General features: G+C 43.9%; 15 protein-coding genes and 3 pseudogenes. 5 read left to right on the top strand and 13 right to left on the bottom strand.

Translation table 11 applies throughout. The annotated features are described in order from the left end of the window. The 4 genes from modC to ACMAZD_RS22175 are packed head-to-tail and all read right to left on the bottom strand — an operon-like array spanning position 1 to position 4,084. Entirely contained in the window at positions 1-1,107 is a 1,107-nt protein-coding gene (gene modC, locus ACMAZD_RS22190) for a molybdenum ABC transporter ATP-binding protein ModC (protein ID WP_435249507.1), read from the bottom strand. Continuing rightward, positions 1,104-1,802 carry a molybdate ABC transporter permease subunit gene (modB, locus tag ACMAZD_RS22185; protein WP_435249506.1) on the bottom strand — a complete coding sequence of 233 codons (699 nt, stop codon included), beginning with the start codon at positions 1,800-1,802 and terminating at the stop codon, positions 1,104-1,106. The genes modC and modB overlap by 4 nt, the downstream gene beginning before the upstream one ends. Next, complete coding sequence (modA, locus tag ACMAZD_RS22180; RefSeq protein WP_435249505.1) at positions 1,803-2,561, bottom strand: molybdate ABC transporter substrate-binding protein; 759 nt, start codon at positions 2,559-2,561, stop codon at positions 1,803-1,805. A gap of 56 nt (positions 2,562-2,617) precedes the next feature. Continuing rightward, positions 2,618-4,084, bottom strand: coding sequence for a cobyric acid synthase (locus tag ACMAZD_RS22175; RefSeq protein ID WP_435249504.1), 1,467 nt, complete (start codon positions 4,082-4,084; stop codon positions 2,618-2,620). A 270-nt stretch (positions 4,085-4,354) separates the two neighbouring features. Here ACMAZD_RS22175 and ACMAZD_RS22170 point away from each other — a divergent pair, with 270 nt between their 5' ends. Then, the gene (locus ACMAZD_RS22170) at positions 4,355-4,756 is read left to right on the top strand and encodes a YgiW/YdeI family stress tolerance OB fold protein (RefSeq protein WP_435249503.1); all 402 of its coding nucleotides are present in this window, start codon (positions 4,355-4,357) and stop codon (positions 4,754-4,756) included. 111 nt (positions 4,757-4,867) lie between these two features. After that, positions 4,868-5,392, top strand: coding sequence for a hypothetical protein (locus ACMAZD_RS22165; RefSeq protein ID WP_435249502.1), 525 nt, complete (start codon positions 4,868-4,870; stop codon positions 5,390-5,392). Between the two features lie 135 nt (positions 5,393-5,527). On the opposite strand, the gene ACMAZD_RS22160 is transcribed toward ACMAZD_RS22165, so the two are convergent. The 3 genes from ACMAZD_RS22160 to ACMAZD_RS22150 form a co-directional block, all read right to left on the bottom strand. Beyond that, positions 5,528-7,135, bottom strand: coding sequence for an ABC-F family ATPase (locus tag ACMAZD_RS22160; RefSeq protein ID WP_435249501.1), 1,608 nt, complete (start codon positions 7,133-7,135; stop codon positions 5,528-5,530). 331 nt (positions 7,136-7,466) lie between these two features. After that, entirely contained in the window at positions 7,467-8,156 is a 690-nt protein-coding gene (locus ACMAZD_RS22155) for an ATP-dependent zinc protease family protein (protein WP_435249500.1), read from the bottom strand. 11 nt (positions 8,157-8,167) lie between these two features. Further along, positions 8,168-9,352, bottom strand: a complete 1,185-nt coding sequence (locus ACMAZD_RS22150) for an amino acid aminotransferase (RefSeq protein WP_435249499.1) — start codon at positions 9,350-9,352, stop codon at positions 8,168-8,170. A gap of 171 nt (positions 9,353-9,523) precedes the next feature. On the opposite strand from ACMAZD_RS22150, the pseudogene ACMAZD_RS22145 reads away from it, so the two are divergent. After that, positions 9,524-9,700 (top strand): annotated as a pseudogene (locus ACMAZD_RS22145) (MATE family efflux transporter); the annotation flags it as partial. Between the two features lie 156 nt (positions 9,701-9,856). Here ACMAZD_RS22145 and nrdG read toward each other — a convergent pair. After that, a complete protein-coding gene (nrdG, locus tag ACMAZD_RS22140) occupies positions 9,857-10,327 on the bottom strand; it encodes an anaerobic ribonucleoside-triphosphate reductase-activating protein (protein WP_435249498.1) in 471 nt (156 codons plus the stop codon). Between the two features lie 174 nt (positions 10,328-10,501). Further along, positions 10,502-12,622: an anaerobic ribonucleoside-triphosphate reductase gene (gene nrdD / locus ACMAZD_RS22135; RefSeq protein ID WP_435249497.1), complete on the bottom strand. Its 2,121-nt coding sequence runs from the start codon at positions 12,620-12,622 to the stop codon at positions 10,502-10,504. A gap of 303 nt (positions 12,623-12,925) precedes the next feature. Between nrdD and ACMAZD_RS22130 the strand changes: the two genes are divergently transcribed. Next, positions 12,926-13,801, top strand: a complete 876-nt coding sequence (locus ACMAZD_RS22130; RefSeq protein WP_435249496.1) for an endonuclease/exonuclease/phosphatase family protein — start codon at positions 12,926-12,928, stop codon at positions 13,799-13,801. A gap of 184 nt (positions 13,802-13,985) precedes the next feature. Here ACMAZD_RS22130 and ACMAZD_RS22125 read toward each other — a convergent pair. The 4 genes and pseudogenes from ACMAZD_RS22125 to ACMAZD_RS22110 form a co-directional block, all read right to left on the bottom strand. Beyond that, positions 13,986-14,207 (bottom strand): annotated as a pseudogene (locus ACMAZD_RS22125) (YeeE/YedE family protein); the annotation flags it as partial. Positions 14,208-14,405: 198 nt separating this feature from the next. Then, a complete protein-coding gene (locus ACMAZD_RS22120; RefSeq protein ID WP_435249495.1) occupies positions 14,406-15,638 on the bottom strand; it encodes a glycosyltransferase in 1,233 nt (410 codons plus the stop codon). A 109-nt stretch (positions 15,639-15,747) separates the two neighbouring features. Further along, a pseudogene (locus ACMAZD_RS22115) lies at positions 15,748-16,210 on the bottom strand (GNAT family N-acetyltransferase). Between the two features lie 32 nt (positions 16,211-16,242). Next, complete coding sequence (locus tag ACMAZD_RS22110; RefSeq protein ID WP_435250532.1) at positions 16,243-17,340, bottom strand: ketoacyl-ACP synthase III; 1,098 nt, start codon at positions 17,338-17,340, stop codon at positions 16,243-16,245. 122 nt (positions 17,341-17,462) lie between these two features. Between ACMAZD_RS22110 and trxC the strand changes: the two genes are divergently transcribed. Beyond that, positions 17,463-17,897: a thioredoxin TrxC gene (gene trxC / locus ACMAZD_RS22105; protein ID WP_435249494.1), complete on the top strand. Its 435-nt coding sequence runs from the start codon at positions 17,463-17,465 to the stop codon at positions 17,895-17,897. Positions 17,898-18,001: the final 104 nt, after the last annotated feature.

Below are 18,001 nucleotides of genomic sequence, written 5' to 3'. Positions count from 1 at the left end.
CTAATGTGTCACCGCGATGTCTCGTTGAGCAACACTCACACCTTTGATCTGCGCATAAACACGTTGGCCAATTTCTAGATTAAGTTCGTCCAACGCCCACAAGGTTATGGTCGCCCACAAGTAACAACTGGGTTCTAGCTCCAGTTCTACCGCAACACTCTGCTTATTTGAGCCTTGCTGGCGCGTCTCTACGCTTTTAATGGTCACAGGAAGGATATTACGTATCGAAGTGCCTGGCGGCTGTTCTAGCGTGATAGAGACATCACTTGCCCTAACTTGTAACCTTACCGCAGCCCCAATGTCGCTCGACACCTTCTGAACCCATAACGATGTCGATTTACCAAGCTTCAGACGGGATAACGCGTAATCATCATTATGCTCAGCCAACGTTCCCTCAAACAATGAACTTTGTTCTGAGAATGATTGCCACGGCTGCATTGCTCTTGAAGCCCACACTTCTTCTGTAACATCCGACGAAATGACTTTACCTTGCTCGATGATCACAAGGTGATTGGCCAAGCGTAGAATCTCGTTAAGGCTGTGCGTCACGTAAATGATCGGAATCTGAACGGTTTCAGATAAGTTCTCCAAAAACGGCATCACTTCACGCTTACGAGGCAAATCGAGAGAGGCTAAAGGCTCGTCCATCAGCAAAATGCTTGGCTTAGACAATAAAGCACGTCCAATCGCCACACGTTGCTTCTCACCACCCGACAAACGTGCTGGGTAACGGTCTAGCAATAGACCGAGAGATAATAAGGAGACAATCTGATCGAAATGCGTTTTATCGAAGTCTTTGATGCCATATTTAAGATTGCCTGAAACCTTCATGTGCGGAAACAATCGCGATTCTTGAAACACATAGCCGACATTGCGTTTGTGAATCGGCAAGTTAATGCCCTTATCACTGTCGAACAAGGTGGTTCCCGATACGCTGATCAAGCCTTTGTCTGGCTGTTTAAGGCCACTAATCGCATTGATGAGGGATGTTTTTCCCGCACCAGAACGACCAAAAATCGCAGTAATGCCGCTGCTAGGGAGTTCTAAATCGATATCAAAAAAGGTTTCACCCAACTGTTGCTGGTATTGGAGGATCAAAGCACTCATGCATTGCCTCCTAGTCGCTGCGCTGACTTCTTATTAAGCCATTCAGAAAGCATTAATGAACCCAGCGCTATAACAATTGAAATGACACACAAACGTGCCGCTTCCATTTCAGCGCCAGGGGATTCAATAAAGGTATACATGGCCAGTGGGATGGTTTGAGTTTCACCGGGAATATTGGAAACGAAGCTGATTGTCGCGCCAAACTCACCCAAGCTTCGTGCGAATGAAAGCATGGTACCAGTAATGATCCCAGGGATCATAAGAGGTAATGTAATAGTGAAGAACACACGAATCGGTGAGGCGCCTAATGTGGCAGCGGCTTCTTCAAGTTTACTATCAACAGTTTCTAAGCTCAGGCGGATGGAGCGAACCATCAATGGTAACGCGACAACAACACACGCAAGAGCCGCGCCCTTCCAGCTAAAGCTGAATACGACACCAAACACGTCATTAAGCCATGAGCCAATAACGCCTTGTCTACCCATCATCACCAGCAACAAATAACCAATGACCACAGGAGGCAGCACCAAAGGCAGGTGCACAATGCTCTCGACTATGCTTTTGCCAACAAACTGTTTCTTAGCCAGAAGCCAAGCTAAGCCAATGCCGATAGGAATAAGCCATAAGATGGCAAACCCAGCAACTTTTAAACTTAGCATTAAGGCTTGGTATTCGTACTCAGATAAAAACATCATTTAATGCGCTTCAAAACCAAAATTGTTTAGAATGTCCTTTGCCTTTTTATCGTTTAGAAAAGTATAGAAGTCATTCGTGGTTGATTTGTCGTTCAATTTAGCTACAGGGTAACGTATTGGTGTATGGAGATTTGAAGGAAACGTCGCGACGACATCCACTTCTTTCGATAATAACGCATCGGTTTTGTAGACAATGCCGAGCTTCGCTTCACTACGTTCCACCAAGGCCAATGCCATACGAACATTATTACTTGGTGCCAATCGAGTGTTCACATTATCCCAAACATCCAGAGATTCTAACGCTTCCTTAGCGTAGATACCTGCTGGCACCGACATCGTATTGCCTACGGCAAGTCTTTCATTAGTCAGTAATTTAGACCACTGGTCTCCCTTTGAGATATCCAATGATACCGACGTCTCTTTCGGGGAAATCAACACAAGTTCGTTTTTACACAAGTTTGTGACATTGTCACTAGATACGTATTTTCGGTCGACTAAATGCGTCATCCACTTTTCATTTGCTGAAATAAAAATGTCCGCAGGTGCCCCTCTTTCAATCTGTCTTACCAATGACGATGTGCTGGCATAAACGGGAACAATATCGACCGAATGTGCATTCTCAAATTCTTCTATCAACAAATTTACCGCGTTAGTCATAGACGAAGCGGCATAAACTCGTAGCTTTTCTGCCGCCAAAAGATGAGTCGAACTCAACGAAGTCGTTAACGCCAAGGTGACAAGGGTGACTAGCTTTTTCATTGTTCTCACTTATCTGTTGTTCGTTTGATTTCTTAACCGATATTTCCAGTTCAAATCTAGGCGTTAAGCTCAGGCCAAAGCAGATCAAGATTTAAGTGCTCTTCGATGGCATCGGCGATTCGGTTAATACCCAACTCTTTCAATTGTTCGTGGTCAATCGCGGTTACATCATTGGCTCCTGCCCATTCGCAAATAAGCGATAACGCATCACTGTTATCGAATACTCCATGCAGGTAAGTACCAAAAATCGAGTTGCCTTGATTCACAGCACCATCATGGCTGCCTGATTCTAACTGAACCGGTAATGCTATTTCTTTGACATCAGTCCTACCTACGTGGATCTCATACCCTTTTACTTGTGCTGTTTTGCCATCAAGTGTCATGGTGCCGCGCACGTTTGTTAAGGTTTTCTGTTGTGTTAGCATCGTTTCAGTATCGAGATATCCTAACCCTTCGCTGCTTCCTGGCTCACCTTCAACGCCATCTGGGTCGTGGATGATATTTCCTAGCATCTGGTAACCACCACAAATACCCATCACTTTGCCGCCCAAGCGTAAATGACGCTGAATATCTTTATCCCAGCCTTGTTGTTTTAGGTAATCCAAATCTGCTCTTACCGATTTTGTACCCGGCAAGATAATCAAATCTGCATTGTTTACACGTTCACCTTTACCGACATAACGTAAATCAATGGAAGGATTAAGTCTTAACGCGTCGAAGTCCGTATGGTTGCTGATTCGGGTTAGCACTGGCACCACGACTTTAAGTTTAGCTTCTCCGTCAGACTCTTGGGCTGAAGTAATGGCATCTTCCGCTTCAAGGTTGAAACCATGCAGGTATGGCAACACACCAATCACTGGCTTGCCGGTTTTCTCTTCTAGCCAATCAAGGCCAGATTGAAGCAGCGCGATATCGCCTCTAAAGCGATTAATCACAAAACCTTTTACGCGAGCTTGTTCAGATTCAGATAACAGAGCCAACGTGCCGTAGAGGTGCGCAAACACGCCGCCACGGTCGATATCAGCCACGATAATCACAGGGATGTCCGCTTTCTCAGCAAATCCCATGTTAGCGATGTCATTTTCACGTAGGTTGATTTCAGCTGGACTACCCGCACCTTCGATCATAACACTTCCATATTCAGCAGAAAGTCGGTCGAATGAATCGATCACAGTATTCATCGCGACTTTTTTATAATCGTGATAGCCAGTCGCTTCCATATTACTAATAGCTCGGCCTTGAAGGATGACTTGAGCGCCCGTGTCTGAGTTCGGTTTCAACAATACAGGGTTCATGTGAACGGAAGGTTCGATATTACAAGCTTGCGCCTGAACCGCTTGCGCGCGACCAATTTCGCCACCATCTTTTGTCACAGCACTATTTAAAGCCATGTTTTGTGGCTTAAAGGGTGCCACTTTGATCCCTTTTCTGGTCAATACACGGCATAAACCTGCCACCAAAACACTTTTTCCGGCATCTGACGTTGTCCCTTGAACCATAAGGGCGCTTAATGGTGCTCGCATCTGTAATTCAATCCTTCATATTCTAATTTCTTAATATTTAATTTTTAGCTGTGGGCAATATTTTTCTGCCTCCATCTTAACGTCATTGCCGAGTAGATGCTCAATAAAATGAATGGAAAATGAATACCTTACTCACTCTGGATTCAACCCTAGTGTTGTTTAATAGCCCCATCGAAACAAAGCTTACAAACAAAATAAGCATATCAATGAAAAGAAACGTTTCAAATTAAGAACAACGTTTCTACTAAAAACAACATTAAGGGATTCATCATGAAAAAAACTGTATTAGCTATCGCAACCACTATTATTCTTGCTCCTACTTTCGCAATGGCTGGTGACCACAACAACAATAACTCCAATCACGCCAACAACAGCAAGTACGAGAGCCCTATCGCCTACACAGGACCAATTGAAACCGTTTCTGTAGCAGCACTACTTGCAGACACAAGCATGTTCTCAGAGCAGGACGCGATTGTAGACGGCAAGATTGTTCGTCAGCTTAAAAATGACACATTTATCTTCTCAGACGGACAGCGCGAAATTCAAATTGAGCTAGATGACGACATCCACTTAGCACAACCGCTCACTGCGGATACTAAAGTACCTATCTTCGGTGAGTACGAAGGTGGCAAGACACCAGAGATCGAAGTAGACCATATCCAAGTTTTGTAAGCTTTGAATCTCAAACATCTCGCTTTAAATAACGAGCTTCAATAAACTGGCCTGCATATTGCAAGCTTTTTTGTATATACTGCCGAAAAATACAATTTATATGGAGTCACCATGCTAGGTCGCACAAACAAGACTGTCCTTCTGGGGTTAGCTGCACTGTGTTCATTCTCTGCGTCTGCAAACAACTTTAACTACAACACATTCGAGCTGCGCATGGGTACGAGCCCTAGTACTTTCGGTGGTGAAGTCACGACAATGTTCACCCAGAACTCACACATCGTTGCACGTATCGATTCTGGATTTGAAAGCGATTGGGATGCGGCTGTAGGTATGGGGTTTAACGGTCCAATTAGTCAATTTGCTGACGTTACGGGTCAAATGCTACTGCACAACATTGAACGTAATGACGACAACCACATCAAAACTGAAGTCAATATTGGCTTGGGAGCTTGGTTAATGGCAAATGTGGAAGTTAACGCCCGCTTTGGACAGCTAATCGACAACGACGACACGCATTCAATTGTTGGTGTTGGTGCACGTTTCCACTCTACGGATCAACTTTCTGTTGGCCTTGATATGAGAAACAACGGCACTTACGGCCACCAAATCTTAATGTCGGCTCGATTCGGTTTCTAATCTAGGTTTGGTTACTGAGTAATAAATAGTGACATGAGTTAAATAGAAAAACCCCGAACACATAAATGTTCGGGGCTTTTTTGGTTATTAGTTTCGCTGGCTTTAAGTCGTTCACGCTCTAAGCCAGCGACTTACTTATAAGTTAGCCATCAGCATCTTTTTCTGGTGGTCTAAGTACTCTTCATAAGTACCTTGGAAACTTACTAGCTGTTGATCTTTCACATCAATGATGTGGTTAGCTAGTGAAGAAACAAACTCACGGTCATGGCTTACGAAGATAAGCGTGCCAGTGTAAACCTTCAGCGCATCGTTTAGAGCTTGGATCGCTTCCATGTCCATGTGGTTCGTTGGTTCGTCCATAACAAGTACGTTGATGTCTTGCATCATTAGCTTGCCGAATAACAGACGGTTTTTCTCACCACCAGAACAGTTACGTGCTTTCTTGTTTGCATCATCAGCAGTAAACAATAGACGGCCCAAAATGCCACGTACCATTAGGTCATCGTGCTTCGCCGTACGCCATTGTGAGATCCAATCGAAGATGCTCAAATCATTGTCGAAGTCTGTTGTGCTGTCTTGCGGGCAGTAGCCTACAGATGCGTTTTCAGACCATTTAACGATGCCTTCGTTTTGCTCTAGCTCTTGAACTAGGCAACGTAGCAGCGTAGTTTTGCCCACACCGTTCTCACCGATAACAGCAAGACGTGTACCGGCTTCAAGCAGCAAGTTGCCACCGGCAAACAATGTTTCGCCATCGAAGCCGTGACCAAGCTCTTTAAGTTCAAGTGCTTGACGGTGTAGTTTCTTGCCTTCACCAAAATCAATTGATGGGCTCATACGGCTCGAAGATTTCACTTCATCAAGCGTGATCTTGTCCATTTTCTTAGCACGAGAACTTGCTTGTTTCGCTTTAGATGCGTTCGCACCAAAACGGTTTACGAAATCTTGCAGTTCGCTGATCTCAGCCGCTTTCTTAGCATTGCTCGCTAGAAGTTGGTCACGAATCAAACCTGACGCTTCTAGGAAGTACTCGTAGTTACCTGGGTAAACACGAAGTTCGCCGTAGTCGATATCCGCCATGTGCGTACACACAGAGTTCAGGAAGTGTCTATCGTGCGAAATGATGATCATTGTACATTTACGCTGGTTTAACTCTTCAGCAAGCCAGTTAATTGTGTGAATGTCCAAGTTGTTGGTTGGTTCATCAAGAAGCAGGATATCTGGGTTTGCGAACAGTGCCTGTGCCAATAGCACACGCAGTTTCCAACCCGGAGCAACTTGTTGCATCAGGCCGAAGTGAAACTCTTCTTCGATACCCGCTTGGATCAGAATGTCACCTGCGCGGCTTTCTGCTGTGTAGCCATCCATTTCCGCGAATTCGCTTTCAAGCTCAGCGACTTTCATGCCATCGTCTTCGCTCATTTCTGGCAAAGAATAAATACGGTCACGTTCTTGTTTTACTTCCCAGAGTTTTCTGTCGCCCATGATCACAACGTCGATAACACTGTACTGTTCGAATGCGAACTGATCTTGGCTCAAAACACCCAGTTTTTCTCCTGGAGTGATAGAAACGTTACCCGAGCTTGGCGTTAATGCGCCACTTAGGATTTTCATAAACGTTGATTTGCCGCAACCATTAGCGCCGATCAAACCGTAGCGGTTGCCATTACCAAATTTAGCAGAGATGTTTTCAAACAGCGGCTCTGCGCCAAATTGCATTGTGATGTTCGCGGTAGATATCAAAGAATTAATTCCTAAGCGTGTACTGACAGATAATTATTAGACTATTTCAATAACCTAAATAAGAAGTACGAAAGTATGGATTAAACAAAAATCGAAGCGCGGATTATATAGAGATCTCGATCACATTGTCGAGGCTAAACAGTAAACGAATGGTAAACATAGACCATTTAGATGCTTTTCATACGTTATTAACGTGTAAATAGAAAAATCCCCGCCAATTGAACTGACAGGGATTCTATTTATCGATACTAAAAACGTTCTAAGCTGACCGCTTTAAAGCTTTCTCTCTCCAAGACTAAAAGCCTTTAAGAGGAGATGACAAGTTGAACAGCTATTTAGTAATTTTCTTTTGAACGTACTTTTGGCTTACATCTACTACAGCAACATCTCTAAAGAAGCTCCTACCCAAAAGAAGTGGGAAAGAAAGATGCGTTCGGTCTGCTAACGTAAACTCAGCCTTGTCTTTTAGATCGCCGATTTGAATTGAAGCGACAACAACTGCGCGTCGTTGTGTGCCTTCAGCACTTGATTGTTTGATCTTCACCCAACGTTCTACAGGTAAGCTCACCTCTTCCGTTGTGATGCCATCATGTTCAATCTTAAATTTAACCCAATCTTTGCCGTCACGTTCGAAATCGACAATATCGACAGCACTGATTGATGACGTCGTCGCACCGGTATCGACTCGAGCTTTAAATGCTTCTTTAAGACCAGGAACAAACACCCATTCTTCTTCACCAAGGATCAATTTACCATCACTTGTTTTTCTAGCCTTCTCTACTGGCTTTTCAACAGGTGCAGGTTTTACCTCAGGTTCCGCAGGCTCTACTGGTTTTACTTCTTCAGGCTTTTCTGTAGGTTCCGTTGCTTTCTCGCCTTCCGTGGCTTCAGTCTCACCCTTCGAAGAATCATCAACAACATAAGGCTTTTGCTCTGGTTCGACAGGAACTTGAGTCGTCGTCGAACAAGCAAACAGGCCACCACTTAACATCAGGGTTATAATTGCTTTCCAATTGTACATTCAGTCACCTTTTATTTTGATACGTTGGCTATCGCCTTTGCTACGTAAGGAATATGAGATTCGGAAAGGCCTGCAATATTGATGCGTCCATCACCAACACCATAGACTCCATATTCTTCACGTAGTTGATTCATTTGAGTTTCTTTAAAGCCTAGTACACTAAACATACCTTTATGGCTTTCAATGAAGTCAAATTGTGACGTGTTATAAGTATTTCGCAATTCATCACACAAACTTTGGCGCAGATTTAACAAACGTTGCTGCATTTCACTCAACTCTTGCTTCCAAATCTTTGTTAGTTCTTGATTCTGAAGAATTGTTTTAACCAAAGCAGCACCGTGATCAGGCGGCATAGTATAAGTTGAACGAGCCAGAGTAAGAAGCTTACCTCTTGCGTTGCCAACGTGTTCGCTGTTCTTTCCGATAACGATCGCTGCACCCGTTCTTTCACGATACAAACCGAAGTTCTTCGAGCAAGATGTTGTGATCAGCATTTCTTCAACGTTGTTAGCCATGTGTTGAAGACCTTTCGCGTCTTCTTTTAGGCCATCGCCAAAGCCTTGGTAGGCAATATCAACGAACGGTAAGAAACCATTCTTTTGCGATAACTTAGTAATTTCCTGCCACGCTTCAAAATTGATATCAGCACCCGTCGGGTTATGGCAGCAACCGTGAAGTAGTACCACATCTGATGGACCCGCTGTTGATAGGTCTTCCATCATTCTTGCAACATCAACTTGCTTCGTTTCAGGACTGAAGTAATTGTAATATCGAACTTTTAAGCCTGCCGCTTCCATCACCGGTTTATGGTTAACGTAGCTTGGGTTTGAAATCCAAACCGTAGTGTCTGGTTGAGAAACTTTCATTAAGTCGCCCAACATACGAAGTGCACCACTTGCACCCGGTGTTTGAATCGCGGCTACACGACCCATAGCAGAAGTCCCTTTAAGCAGCAGATCAACCATGCTCTGGTTAAACTCTTCACAGCCAGCTAGGCCAACGTAAGCTTTGGTTTTCTGAGTATCGACAACAATATCTTGAGCCATAGAAACGGCTTTCATGATAGGTGTTTCGCCTTGGTCGTTTTTGTAAACGCCAATGCCTAAATCGACTTTGTCAGTACGAGGATCGCCGCGGTAAGCGACAGAAAGAGATAAAATTGGATCTAAAGTTGGTTTTGGTAGATGTGAAAACATGAAAGTCACAGCCCTTTGAAATTCAAGTAATGGATTTCACGTTAACATTTTCGTACTAAAATCAGAAACATTTTTTAATAGAAGAGCTTAGTTACCATAAGTAATCAGAGATTGGTCATTTTAAGCCTAGATATAGTTTAAATTTCGAATAGTTAATGGCCAGTTACACAAGACATCAACTACAAACTATTTATCGACCTACTTGGTCAGTGAAAAATTGGAATTCCCCTCGCCTACTTTATTGTGTTGCTGAAAGAACTGGCCAAAATCGTTCTAACTAATAAAAGAATTCAATCCAAGAAATGCGTAAACAACCTAATAGAGGAACATGAACAGATTCCTATTTAAATAGGCGCTAAACTGAAATTTATGAACGGGCGATAGATTCACACCTCAGAGCTGGTTTGTAGCATTATGCTAATAATGAAGCTTTTTTTGTGTTTGAGAGTGTGTTCCTATTTACGAGAGTCCTGAATCAGGACAGCGCTTAATAAGTTACTCAATCTATAAGTCAGTAAATCGATGGATGATTTGGTTTGAACTACCACGCCAGTCTAACATTGGATCCGATTTATCTTGCTCAAAGCGACCGTCAATCAAGGTATCTACGTATTCAAGCACTTGCTTCTGCTTTTCATCAAGCTCATCAAGTTCGTAACCTGTCCACATCCAGATGTCTTTGCCTTCACATTCTACTTTTACACGCTGAACGAGCTTAAGGACTTCAGACACGTTCGCAGGATGCATTGGGTCGCCACCAGAAAGCGATAAGCCACGACGCTTGATTCGCGGATCATTGAGATCAGCGATAATATGGTCTTGCAGTTCTCGAGTAAACAAATGCCCAGTGTCCAACCTTTGCGTCGACTGGTTATAACACCCGCGACACTGGTGTACGCAACCCGACACAAACAAGGTACAGCGTGTTCCTGGGCCATTTACAACGTCGATCGGGTGATATTGATGATAGTTCATAAGGCAATATTGAAAACTCGTGATGGCTTAATGGTTTAACTCGAAAAGTAGCGAGAAGTGAAACAAATGAGTTGGTATCGACATAACGCCGATACCAATCTTATTTCTTGAAACGTAGCTCTTCTAAGTGAACTAGCTAAAGATCGCAAACCTTAACTAAGATGCTTTGTTAGATTAAAGGTGCTTCACGCGGCGTTTAACTTCTTCTTGCTTACCGAAGTTAAATGGTCGTGCATCTGGGCTACCAAGGTAACCACAAACACGGCGTGTTACCGATACTTTCGTTGAGTCGTGGTTGCCACACTTTGGACAGGTAAAACCCTTACTTGTACAATCAAACTCACCGTTGTAACCACACTCGTAACACTCATCAATTGGCGTGTTGGTGCCGTAGTAAGGTACGCGTGTGTAGCTGTAGTCCCATACGTTTTCTAGTGCTTCAATGTTCTTCTGCATGTTCGGGAATTCACCGTAACAGATAAAGCCACCGCTAGAGATTTCAGGATAAGGCATCTCGAAATCGATCTTATCGTATGGGTTCACTTTCTTCTCTACATCTAAGTGGAAGCTATTGGTGTAGTAACCGCGGTCCGTTACACCATCAATCACACCAAACTCTTTGGTATCGATGCTGCAGAAACGACTACATAGGTTTTCACTTGGTGTGCCGTATAAGCTGAACGCGTAACCTGTCTCTTTCGTCCAAAATTCCACTTCACGCTTCATGTACTCCACCAGCTCAAGCGCTTTTGTACGCATTTCGCCATCGTCGTACAAGTGAACGTCGGTACCGTAAAGAGCTGTCATCGCTTCGTGGATACCAATGTAACCGAGAGACACAGAAGCACGGCCGTTCTTGAAGATGTCAGCGATTGAGTCGTCAGCTTTCAAGCGAACGCCACATGCACCTTCCATGTATAGAATTGGAGCAACACGCGCTTTCACGTTTTCTAGACGAGAGATACGAGTCTCTAGAGCACGACGAGCAAGCTTGAGTTTTTCATCAAGCAGTTCGTAGAACTTAGCCATATCTTGCTTCGCGTTAATCGCGATACGTGGCAAGTTCAGGCTAACAACACCTAAGTTGTTACGACCTTCATGAATCAACTCACTATTTTCTTTGTATGTATTCAAGAAGCTACGGCAGCCCATAGGCGTTTTGAATGACCCTGTCACTTCTACTACTTTGTCGTAGTTAAGAATGTCTGGGTACATACGCTTAGACGCACACTCAAGCGCTAGTTGCTTGATGTCGTAGTTCGGATCTTGCTTCTGGTGGTTCAAACCATCTTTGATTGCAAACACCAGTTTAGGGAACACGGCTGTTTTACGGTTCTTACCCAAACCTGCAATCCGGTTTTTCAAGATAGATTGCTGGATAAGTTTTGAACCCCAGCTTTCACCTAGACCAAAACCAAACGTCACGAATGGTGTTTGACCATTAGCTGTGTGCAGCGTGTTTACTTCGTACTCCAGAGATTGGAACGCGTCGTAACACTCTTTCTCTGTACGAGAGATAGCAAAAACTTCGGGGCTATGAATATCCCACTCTTTCGCTAATGATAAATGCTTCTCGTAGCTCGCCATTACGTAAGGTTCTAGAACCTCATCGATACGGTTAATCGTTGTACCGCCGTAAATGTGGCTCGCCACTTGTGCGATGATCTGCGCCGTTACCGCTGTTGCCGTAGAAATAGACTTAGGTGTGTCGATTTCTGCGTTACCCATCTTAAAGCCATGCGTTAACATGCCTTTAAGATCGATAAGCATACAGTTAAACATCGGGAAGAACGGTGCGTAGTCTAGATCGTGATAGTGAATGTCACCACACTCGTGAGCCTGTACGATGTCACGCGGCAAAATGTGAGTCTTTGCATAGTGTTTAGCCACGATACCCGCCAGCAAATCACGCTGAGTTGGGATAACTTTGCCATCTTTGTTGGCATTCTCATTGATCAGATCAACATTGCTTTCTTCGATCAGGCCTTCGATTTCACGCGTTAAAGTACTTTGCTTTTCACGTGCGATGTCGCGGTCATGACTATATTCAATGTAGGCACGAGCAAGAGACTTATAAGGTCCCTGCATTAGCTCGTTCTCGACCATGATTTGAATTTCAGAGATATGAACTTCATCGTAGTCTTCGAGCTTCAAATCAACTGCCAATGCCACATTCAGAGCATAAATAGCCATTTCCTTATCGGCTTTGTCTGATGCTGCTTCCACTGCAGCTTGGATGCGATCTCTACTGAATGGAGCTCTTGAGCCATCACGCTTGATTACGATTGATTTCACTACTTCTCCTTACTCTTGAGGCATTCACAGACTTATCCATAAACACACTATATAGAGCGATTTATCGTTTAACTAACACTAGATATTGTGGCGTATTTAACGAGAACCACCAATTTTGAGTATTGATTTGGATCAACAAAACGCGCACACTGAACAAGATAAATCTAATATTATTACGTGAGTTCTCAAGTCGAAAAGAAACAATGTAACAATAAAAAAACTGCTAAAAAGAGTTGAATTTTCGGTAAGTGTTGTAGGATAACGGCTCAACTATATTGGACGACAAAATTAGGGATATTTGGAATGAAACGACTTCAAAAGTGGGTAATGCTAAGTTACTTACTCAGTAGCCACGCATTTGCTGAACCTTTGACCATATCCAGTTGGAATATCGAATGGTTATCAACCAATGTGGCTGTGAATAAGTTTTCTGCCCAACGTGATCAAGCGGATTTCGATAAACTCGAACAGTATTTCCAATCCTTAGATGCGGGTGTGGTTGCTTTTCAAGAAGTCGATGACATAAATGCCATTCAACGCATCGCTGGTGACCAATATGAGATCTTGATGTCTGATCGTTCATTGCCCAAAAACAGTCACCGACAATTCAAAGAAGTGAACCAATATACGGGCTTCGCGGTTCGTAAAGGAATCGCTCTCACTGACTACGCTGACTTTCCTCTAGAAACGAGTGCTAACAGCAAGCTTAGGTTTGCAAGCTATATGGTTGTAGAAGCGGATACAAAACCAATTCATATGTTGTCAGTGCATTTAAAGGCGGGTTGCAGCGGCGCGTATAAGTCTAACCGCGACTGTTCAAGGCTCAAAGACCAAGCTCAACAATTGAATAAGTGGATACAGCAAAGAGAACGTAAAGGTGAAGATTACGCGATACTGGGCGACTTTAACCATAACCTCTCCTATTCAAGAGATTGGATGTGGAAAGACATGACGCAAAATACCGATGCTCAGTTAGCAACACGAAAAACTCGAGCAGATTGTAAGGTGCGCTCAAACCGCAACAATCACCGTACACATCAGTTTCGTTCAGTGATTGATCATATTGTGGTGAGCAAGTCCTTGGATGCCTCTGCTGCGAAGCAAAAGGTATTTGAAACGCAAGATGTGCTGGACTACAAACTCAGTGATCACTGCCCAGTTTCAACGACTATTAAATAATAGATTTTAGACAACAGCAGATTGTAGATAACGGCAAATAATAGAAACAATAGATATAGAAAGAGGCTGACTGGCTTTCTTGCTGAAAGCGAGTCAACCTCTCTATTTGGTCAGCTCAGAACGAATAACGTCAAAGCCATTGTAATCAGCTATAAGCTTGCTACTAACAGGTTTTGTTCGTACGACCCGCTAGCCACATTCCCACAGCAAATGCGATGCGCCAGTGTTTTTCGGTGTTGGCTGTATCCGCATCTTTACGTTCTTTGTTGCTCGTGCCAATTGGCAATAATCGGCTGACAATGCCGCTAATGCCAGCTACTCGACCAATCCCCAACATTAAAACAATGGCCGACACGCCTAACAACATGCCACCGAAAAAAGCATCCCAAGGAATCAAACTAAGCACAGACCTCTCCCATCCACAAACATCACAAGCTCATAACAACCTATAAATTAAAGTTTACTAATAAATGTAAATTAGCTAATGCTAATGTGGTGCGAGTATGTGTCGTTTTGTAAATCTGGAATTAACAAGCTTCCGTCATGAAAAAAGCCCTTAGGCGTTAACCTAAGGGCTTATGATTTAATTCGAGCTGTATGTCTGTTACTTAGTCTTGTTCTTTTCAGCTATCCACTGAGACATATATTTGGTGCTCGCCATGCTATGGTGTCTGAGCATTGAACCAAAGAAGTTATCCAGTCGATGAGATTCAAGAGCCGACTCTAACGCAATCAATCGCTCAATCAATGTGTCGCCTAGTTTATTCTGCTCGTAGTGCGCTTCAAGGATTGAATGACATTGGCTTTGTGCCTTAAGCCACTCCTCTTCGTCTTTATAGAGGGCAACCGCAGCTTCAACAAATTCGTCGATATCATCAGCAACCGCGCCCGGCCATTGCAGTTCACCTTGCGGCAACATACCTTCGCTGCCGATTTCACTGGTGACGTTCGGAGTTTGTAACTTCATCGCATCAAGCAATTTACCTTTAATGCCCGCGCCAAATCGTAGAGGTGCAACACACACACGAGCTTGCTCCATCACTTCTTGAGCGTCTTTCGCCCAACCTTTAATATGGAAACCGGTTTTAGGGTTGTGCAAAGCCGTTGCTTTCGGCGGCGGGTAAGATCCGTAAATATGAAGTTCAGCGTCAGGTAACTGCTTGCGAATCTTCGGCCAAATCTTTTGTAACTGAAGCACTGCATCCCAGTTCGGTGCGTGTCTAAAGTTGCCTATTGTCATGAAATGCTTACGTTCTTCATAGCTTTTCGTGCTTTCAGGTAGAGTATTGAGATCAACCATGAACGGCAAGTGATGAAGCAATTTTGGATCAATATTGAACTCAGAATGAAGTAATTCCATCTCATGGCTAGAAATGATCAACGAAAGATCACAGCGTAGAATCGCGGCAATTTCACGTTTAGCCAAGTCACTGTACAAATGCGCTTTTGTCAGTTCTGTCTCTTTCTTAACAGCTTCGTGTCGAGCATTACGTAGGAACTGTAAGTCTTCCGTATCCAGTAACTTAAAGGCATTCGGGCATACTTTCTCAACACGCCAACCAAACTGCTCTTCCATCATGAAACGGTCAAACATTACGACATCGGGTTGCAGCTCTTCGATATACTGGTCAAAGCTATCGCAATTTAACTGTATAGATTGGCTCGTGATGCCCTCTTCAGAGAGATCGATCATATGCTCGGTTTCTTGAGCTGGCGTTGCAAATTCAACTGACCAACCTTGTCTCTTGAACAATCGTAAAAGTGACATCATATGGCTGCCAGCCGCCGATGAATTCGGTTCTGGCCAGACGTAGCCAATTGCTAAAACTTTCTTCAAAACACTTCCTAAGAAATAACAAAAGGGACTAGATTAGTCCCTAATTAAACGTTTATCGATGATGGTCGGTTTGTACCGCTGATTATAATTGGTTTTAAGAGCTCAGCGATCAGATTCGCTCGCCCACATTGCGAGCTATAATAAGCACTTCGTCAGCAGAGTACAGGTTTGAAATCGTAGTTTCGACCTCTGCACCCAATGTCTATTGGTACAGCTTTTGTGCAAAGTTGTCTGCTCTGGTGGTCACTAAAACATGCTTTAGTGTTGAGCCTTGGCTCGCCAAATGCTGATTTACCTGCGGTAGGGAATCTAGAATCAGCGTTTACCCCATCCTGCCCCCGCGCACCTGGTAACACGGCAAGTTGCTCTAGTTCTAAAACAGCTTCAGGTCTAAACCCGCTTTTCTGAACCCAGATGATGTAACCCACGATCTCACCTTCACTCTCCGCAACAAAGTTAAGAAAACGCGGTGCAGCATTTGAGTTACATTGTAACTAGCCTCTACAGTGCTGTTGTCGAACAAACGTAGCTTGGTGAATTAAAGCCGCCTCATCAAGGTCGGCTTTCGTCATAAGACGTACTTTGGCTACTGCACCCATCAGCGTTATTCGCTCGCTGAATTCGGGTGTGTTTTACAGTGTAAAATGGCTCTTTCTAAAAGCTCTAAAGCCGACTTGTCGGCTTCTGGAAGCTTAGCATCTGATTGACCTAGCGGTTCAACACGGCTACCCCATTTAATGTGGCCAGCGCCCCACGTTAGACCCGCACCAAATGCCGCTACAAGAATGTTGTCGTTAGGCTTAACGAAACCTTGCTCTAGCGATTCACACAATGCAATTGGTACAGTCGCAGCGGATGTGTTGCCGTAATTTTGGATGTTAACAAACGCTTTATCGCGATCGATACCCGCCATATCACAAAGAGTTTGAATGATTCGGATGTTCGCTTGATGCGGAATCACAACGTCAATGTTGTCGGTTGAGATACCTGTACGGCTCAATACTGTGTGTGCCGCTGCGCCCATACCTTTCACTGCACGTTTAAAGATCTCTTTACCAACGAAATCAAAGTCCCAATAACCGTTATCAGCAGCAAAGCGGTCCATAGATGTACCGAATTTTGGTACCGCTAGAATATCGCGGCCTTCGGCGTCACAACCGATCTGAGCTTCTTGTAAGCCAACTTGTTCTTCGGTCCGAGATAGAACCACAGCGCCAGCGCCATCACCGAAAAGAACCGCGGTATCACGCTTGGTCCAATCAATGAAGAATGACAAGCGTTCTGCGCCCACAACGATAGCGTTGCGGTAGTTACCCGCTTGAATCAGTCGAGTCGCCGTTTCAACACCGTAAATGAAGCCAGTACATGCCGCATTAAGGTCGAAAGCCGCTGCACTCTTAATGCCTAGATTCTGTTGAACCTTAGATGCGGTGTTTGGGATAAGTGAGTCTGGGCTGCACGTCGCGATGATAACAAGATCGATATCTTCAGCAGTTAGGCCAGCACACGCCATTGCATGTTTTGCTGCGACAGTCGAAAGTTCAGAGGTATTTACATGACTGATACGACGGTTTTCGATACCAGTTCGAGTTCGAATCCACTCGTCAGACGTATCAATGAAAGTGCTTAGATCATCATTGGACAGCACGGCTGGTGGCAGACACTTTCCCCAGCCAGTAATTTCGGCGTAAAATTTTGTCATCATTTACCTGTTTATTGTTTGTTTTTATTTAAGTATCGTATTCTAGTTTTAAACAGTATAAGCGCTCCGTGCGTGATTCGTAAATCGCGTTAGACACGGAGTTACAATAAAAAGAGAAAGTTATGTCTACATTCAACACACGTTGCCCTTCTTGTAATGGCGTAAACCGAGTTCCTTCAGAAAGAATTTCAGAAAGCCCAACCTGCGGCAAATGCAAAACAGCATTACTCGATGGCGCTCCTATTGAGGGAACGTCACTTAATTTCCAATCTATCTTGAACAGTTCACAGCCTGTGGTTGTCGATTTCTGGGCGACATGGTGCAACCCGTGTGTTGGCTTTGCGCCAGTGTTCAGCGACGTCGCAAAAGATCGTTCGGGAGATGTTCGATTCGTTAAGATTGATACTGAAGCTCAGCAACAACTTGCCGCGATGTACCAAATCAGAAGTATTCCAACGGTGATGGTGTTTAAAGCTGGCAAACGTGTCGATACGATTAACGGTGCGTTACCAAAAGGCGAATTTGATCGTTGGCTTAATCAAGCTCTGACCAAATAGCTCCGTGTTTATATCGCTTTTAATTTAGCTTATGCTTTAAGGAAGCGTACAAAAAATAGGTTAGAGAGCCTTACCAAAATAAGACTCCCTAACCTACAGTAAAA

This window comes from Vibrio sp. nBUS_14 (assembly GCF_051201655.1).
GTDB lineage: Bacteria > Pseudomonadota > Gammaproteobacteria > Enterobacterales > Vibrionaceae > Vibrio.
Note: the sequence above shows the minus strand (reverse complement) of the source record. Positions and strands in the feature narration are given on the sequence as shown.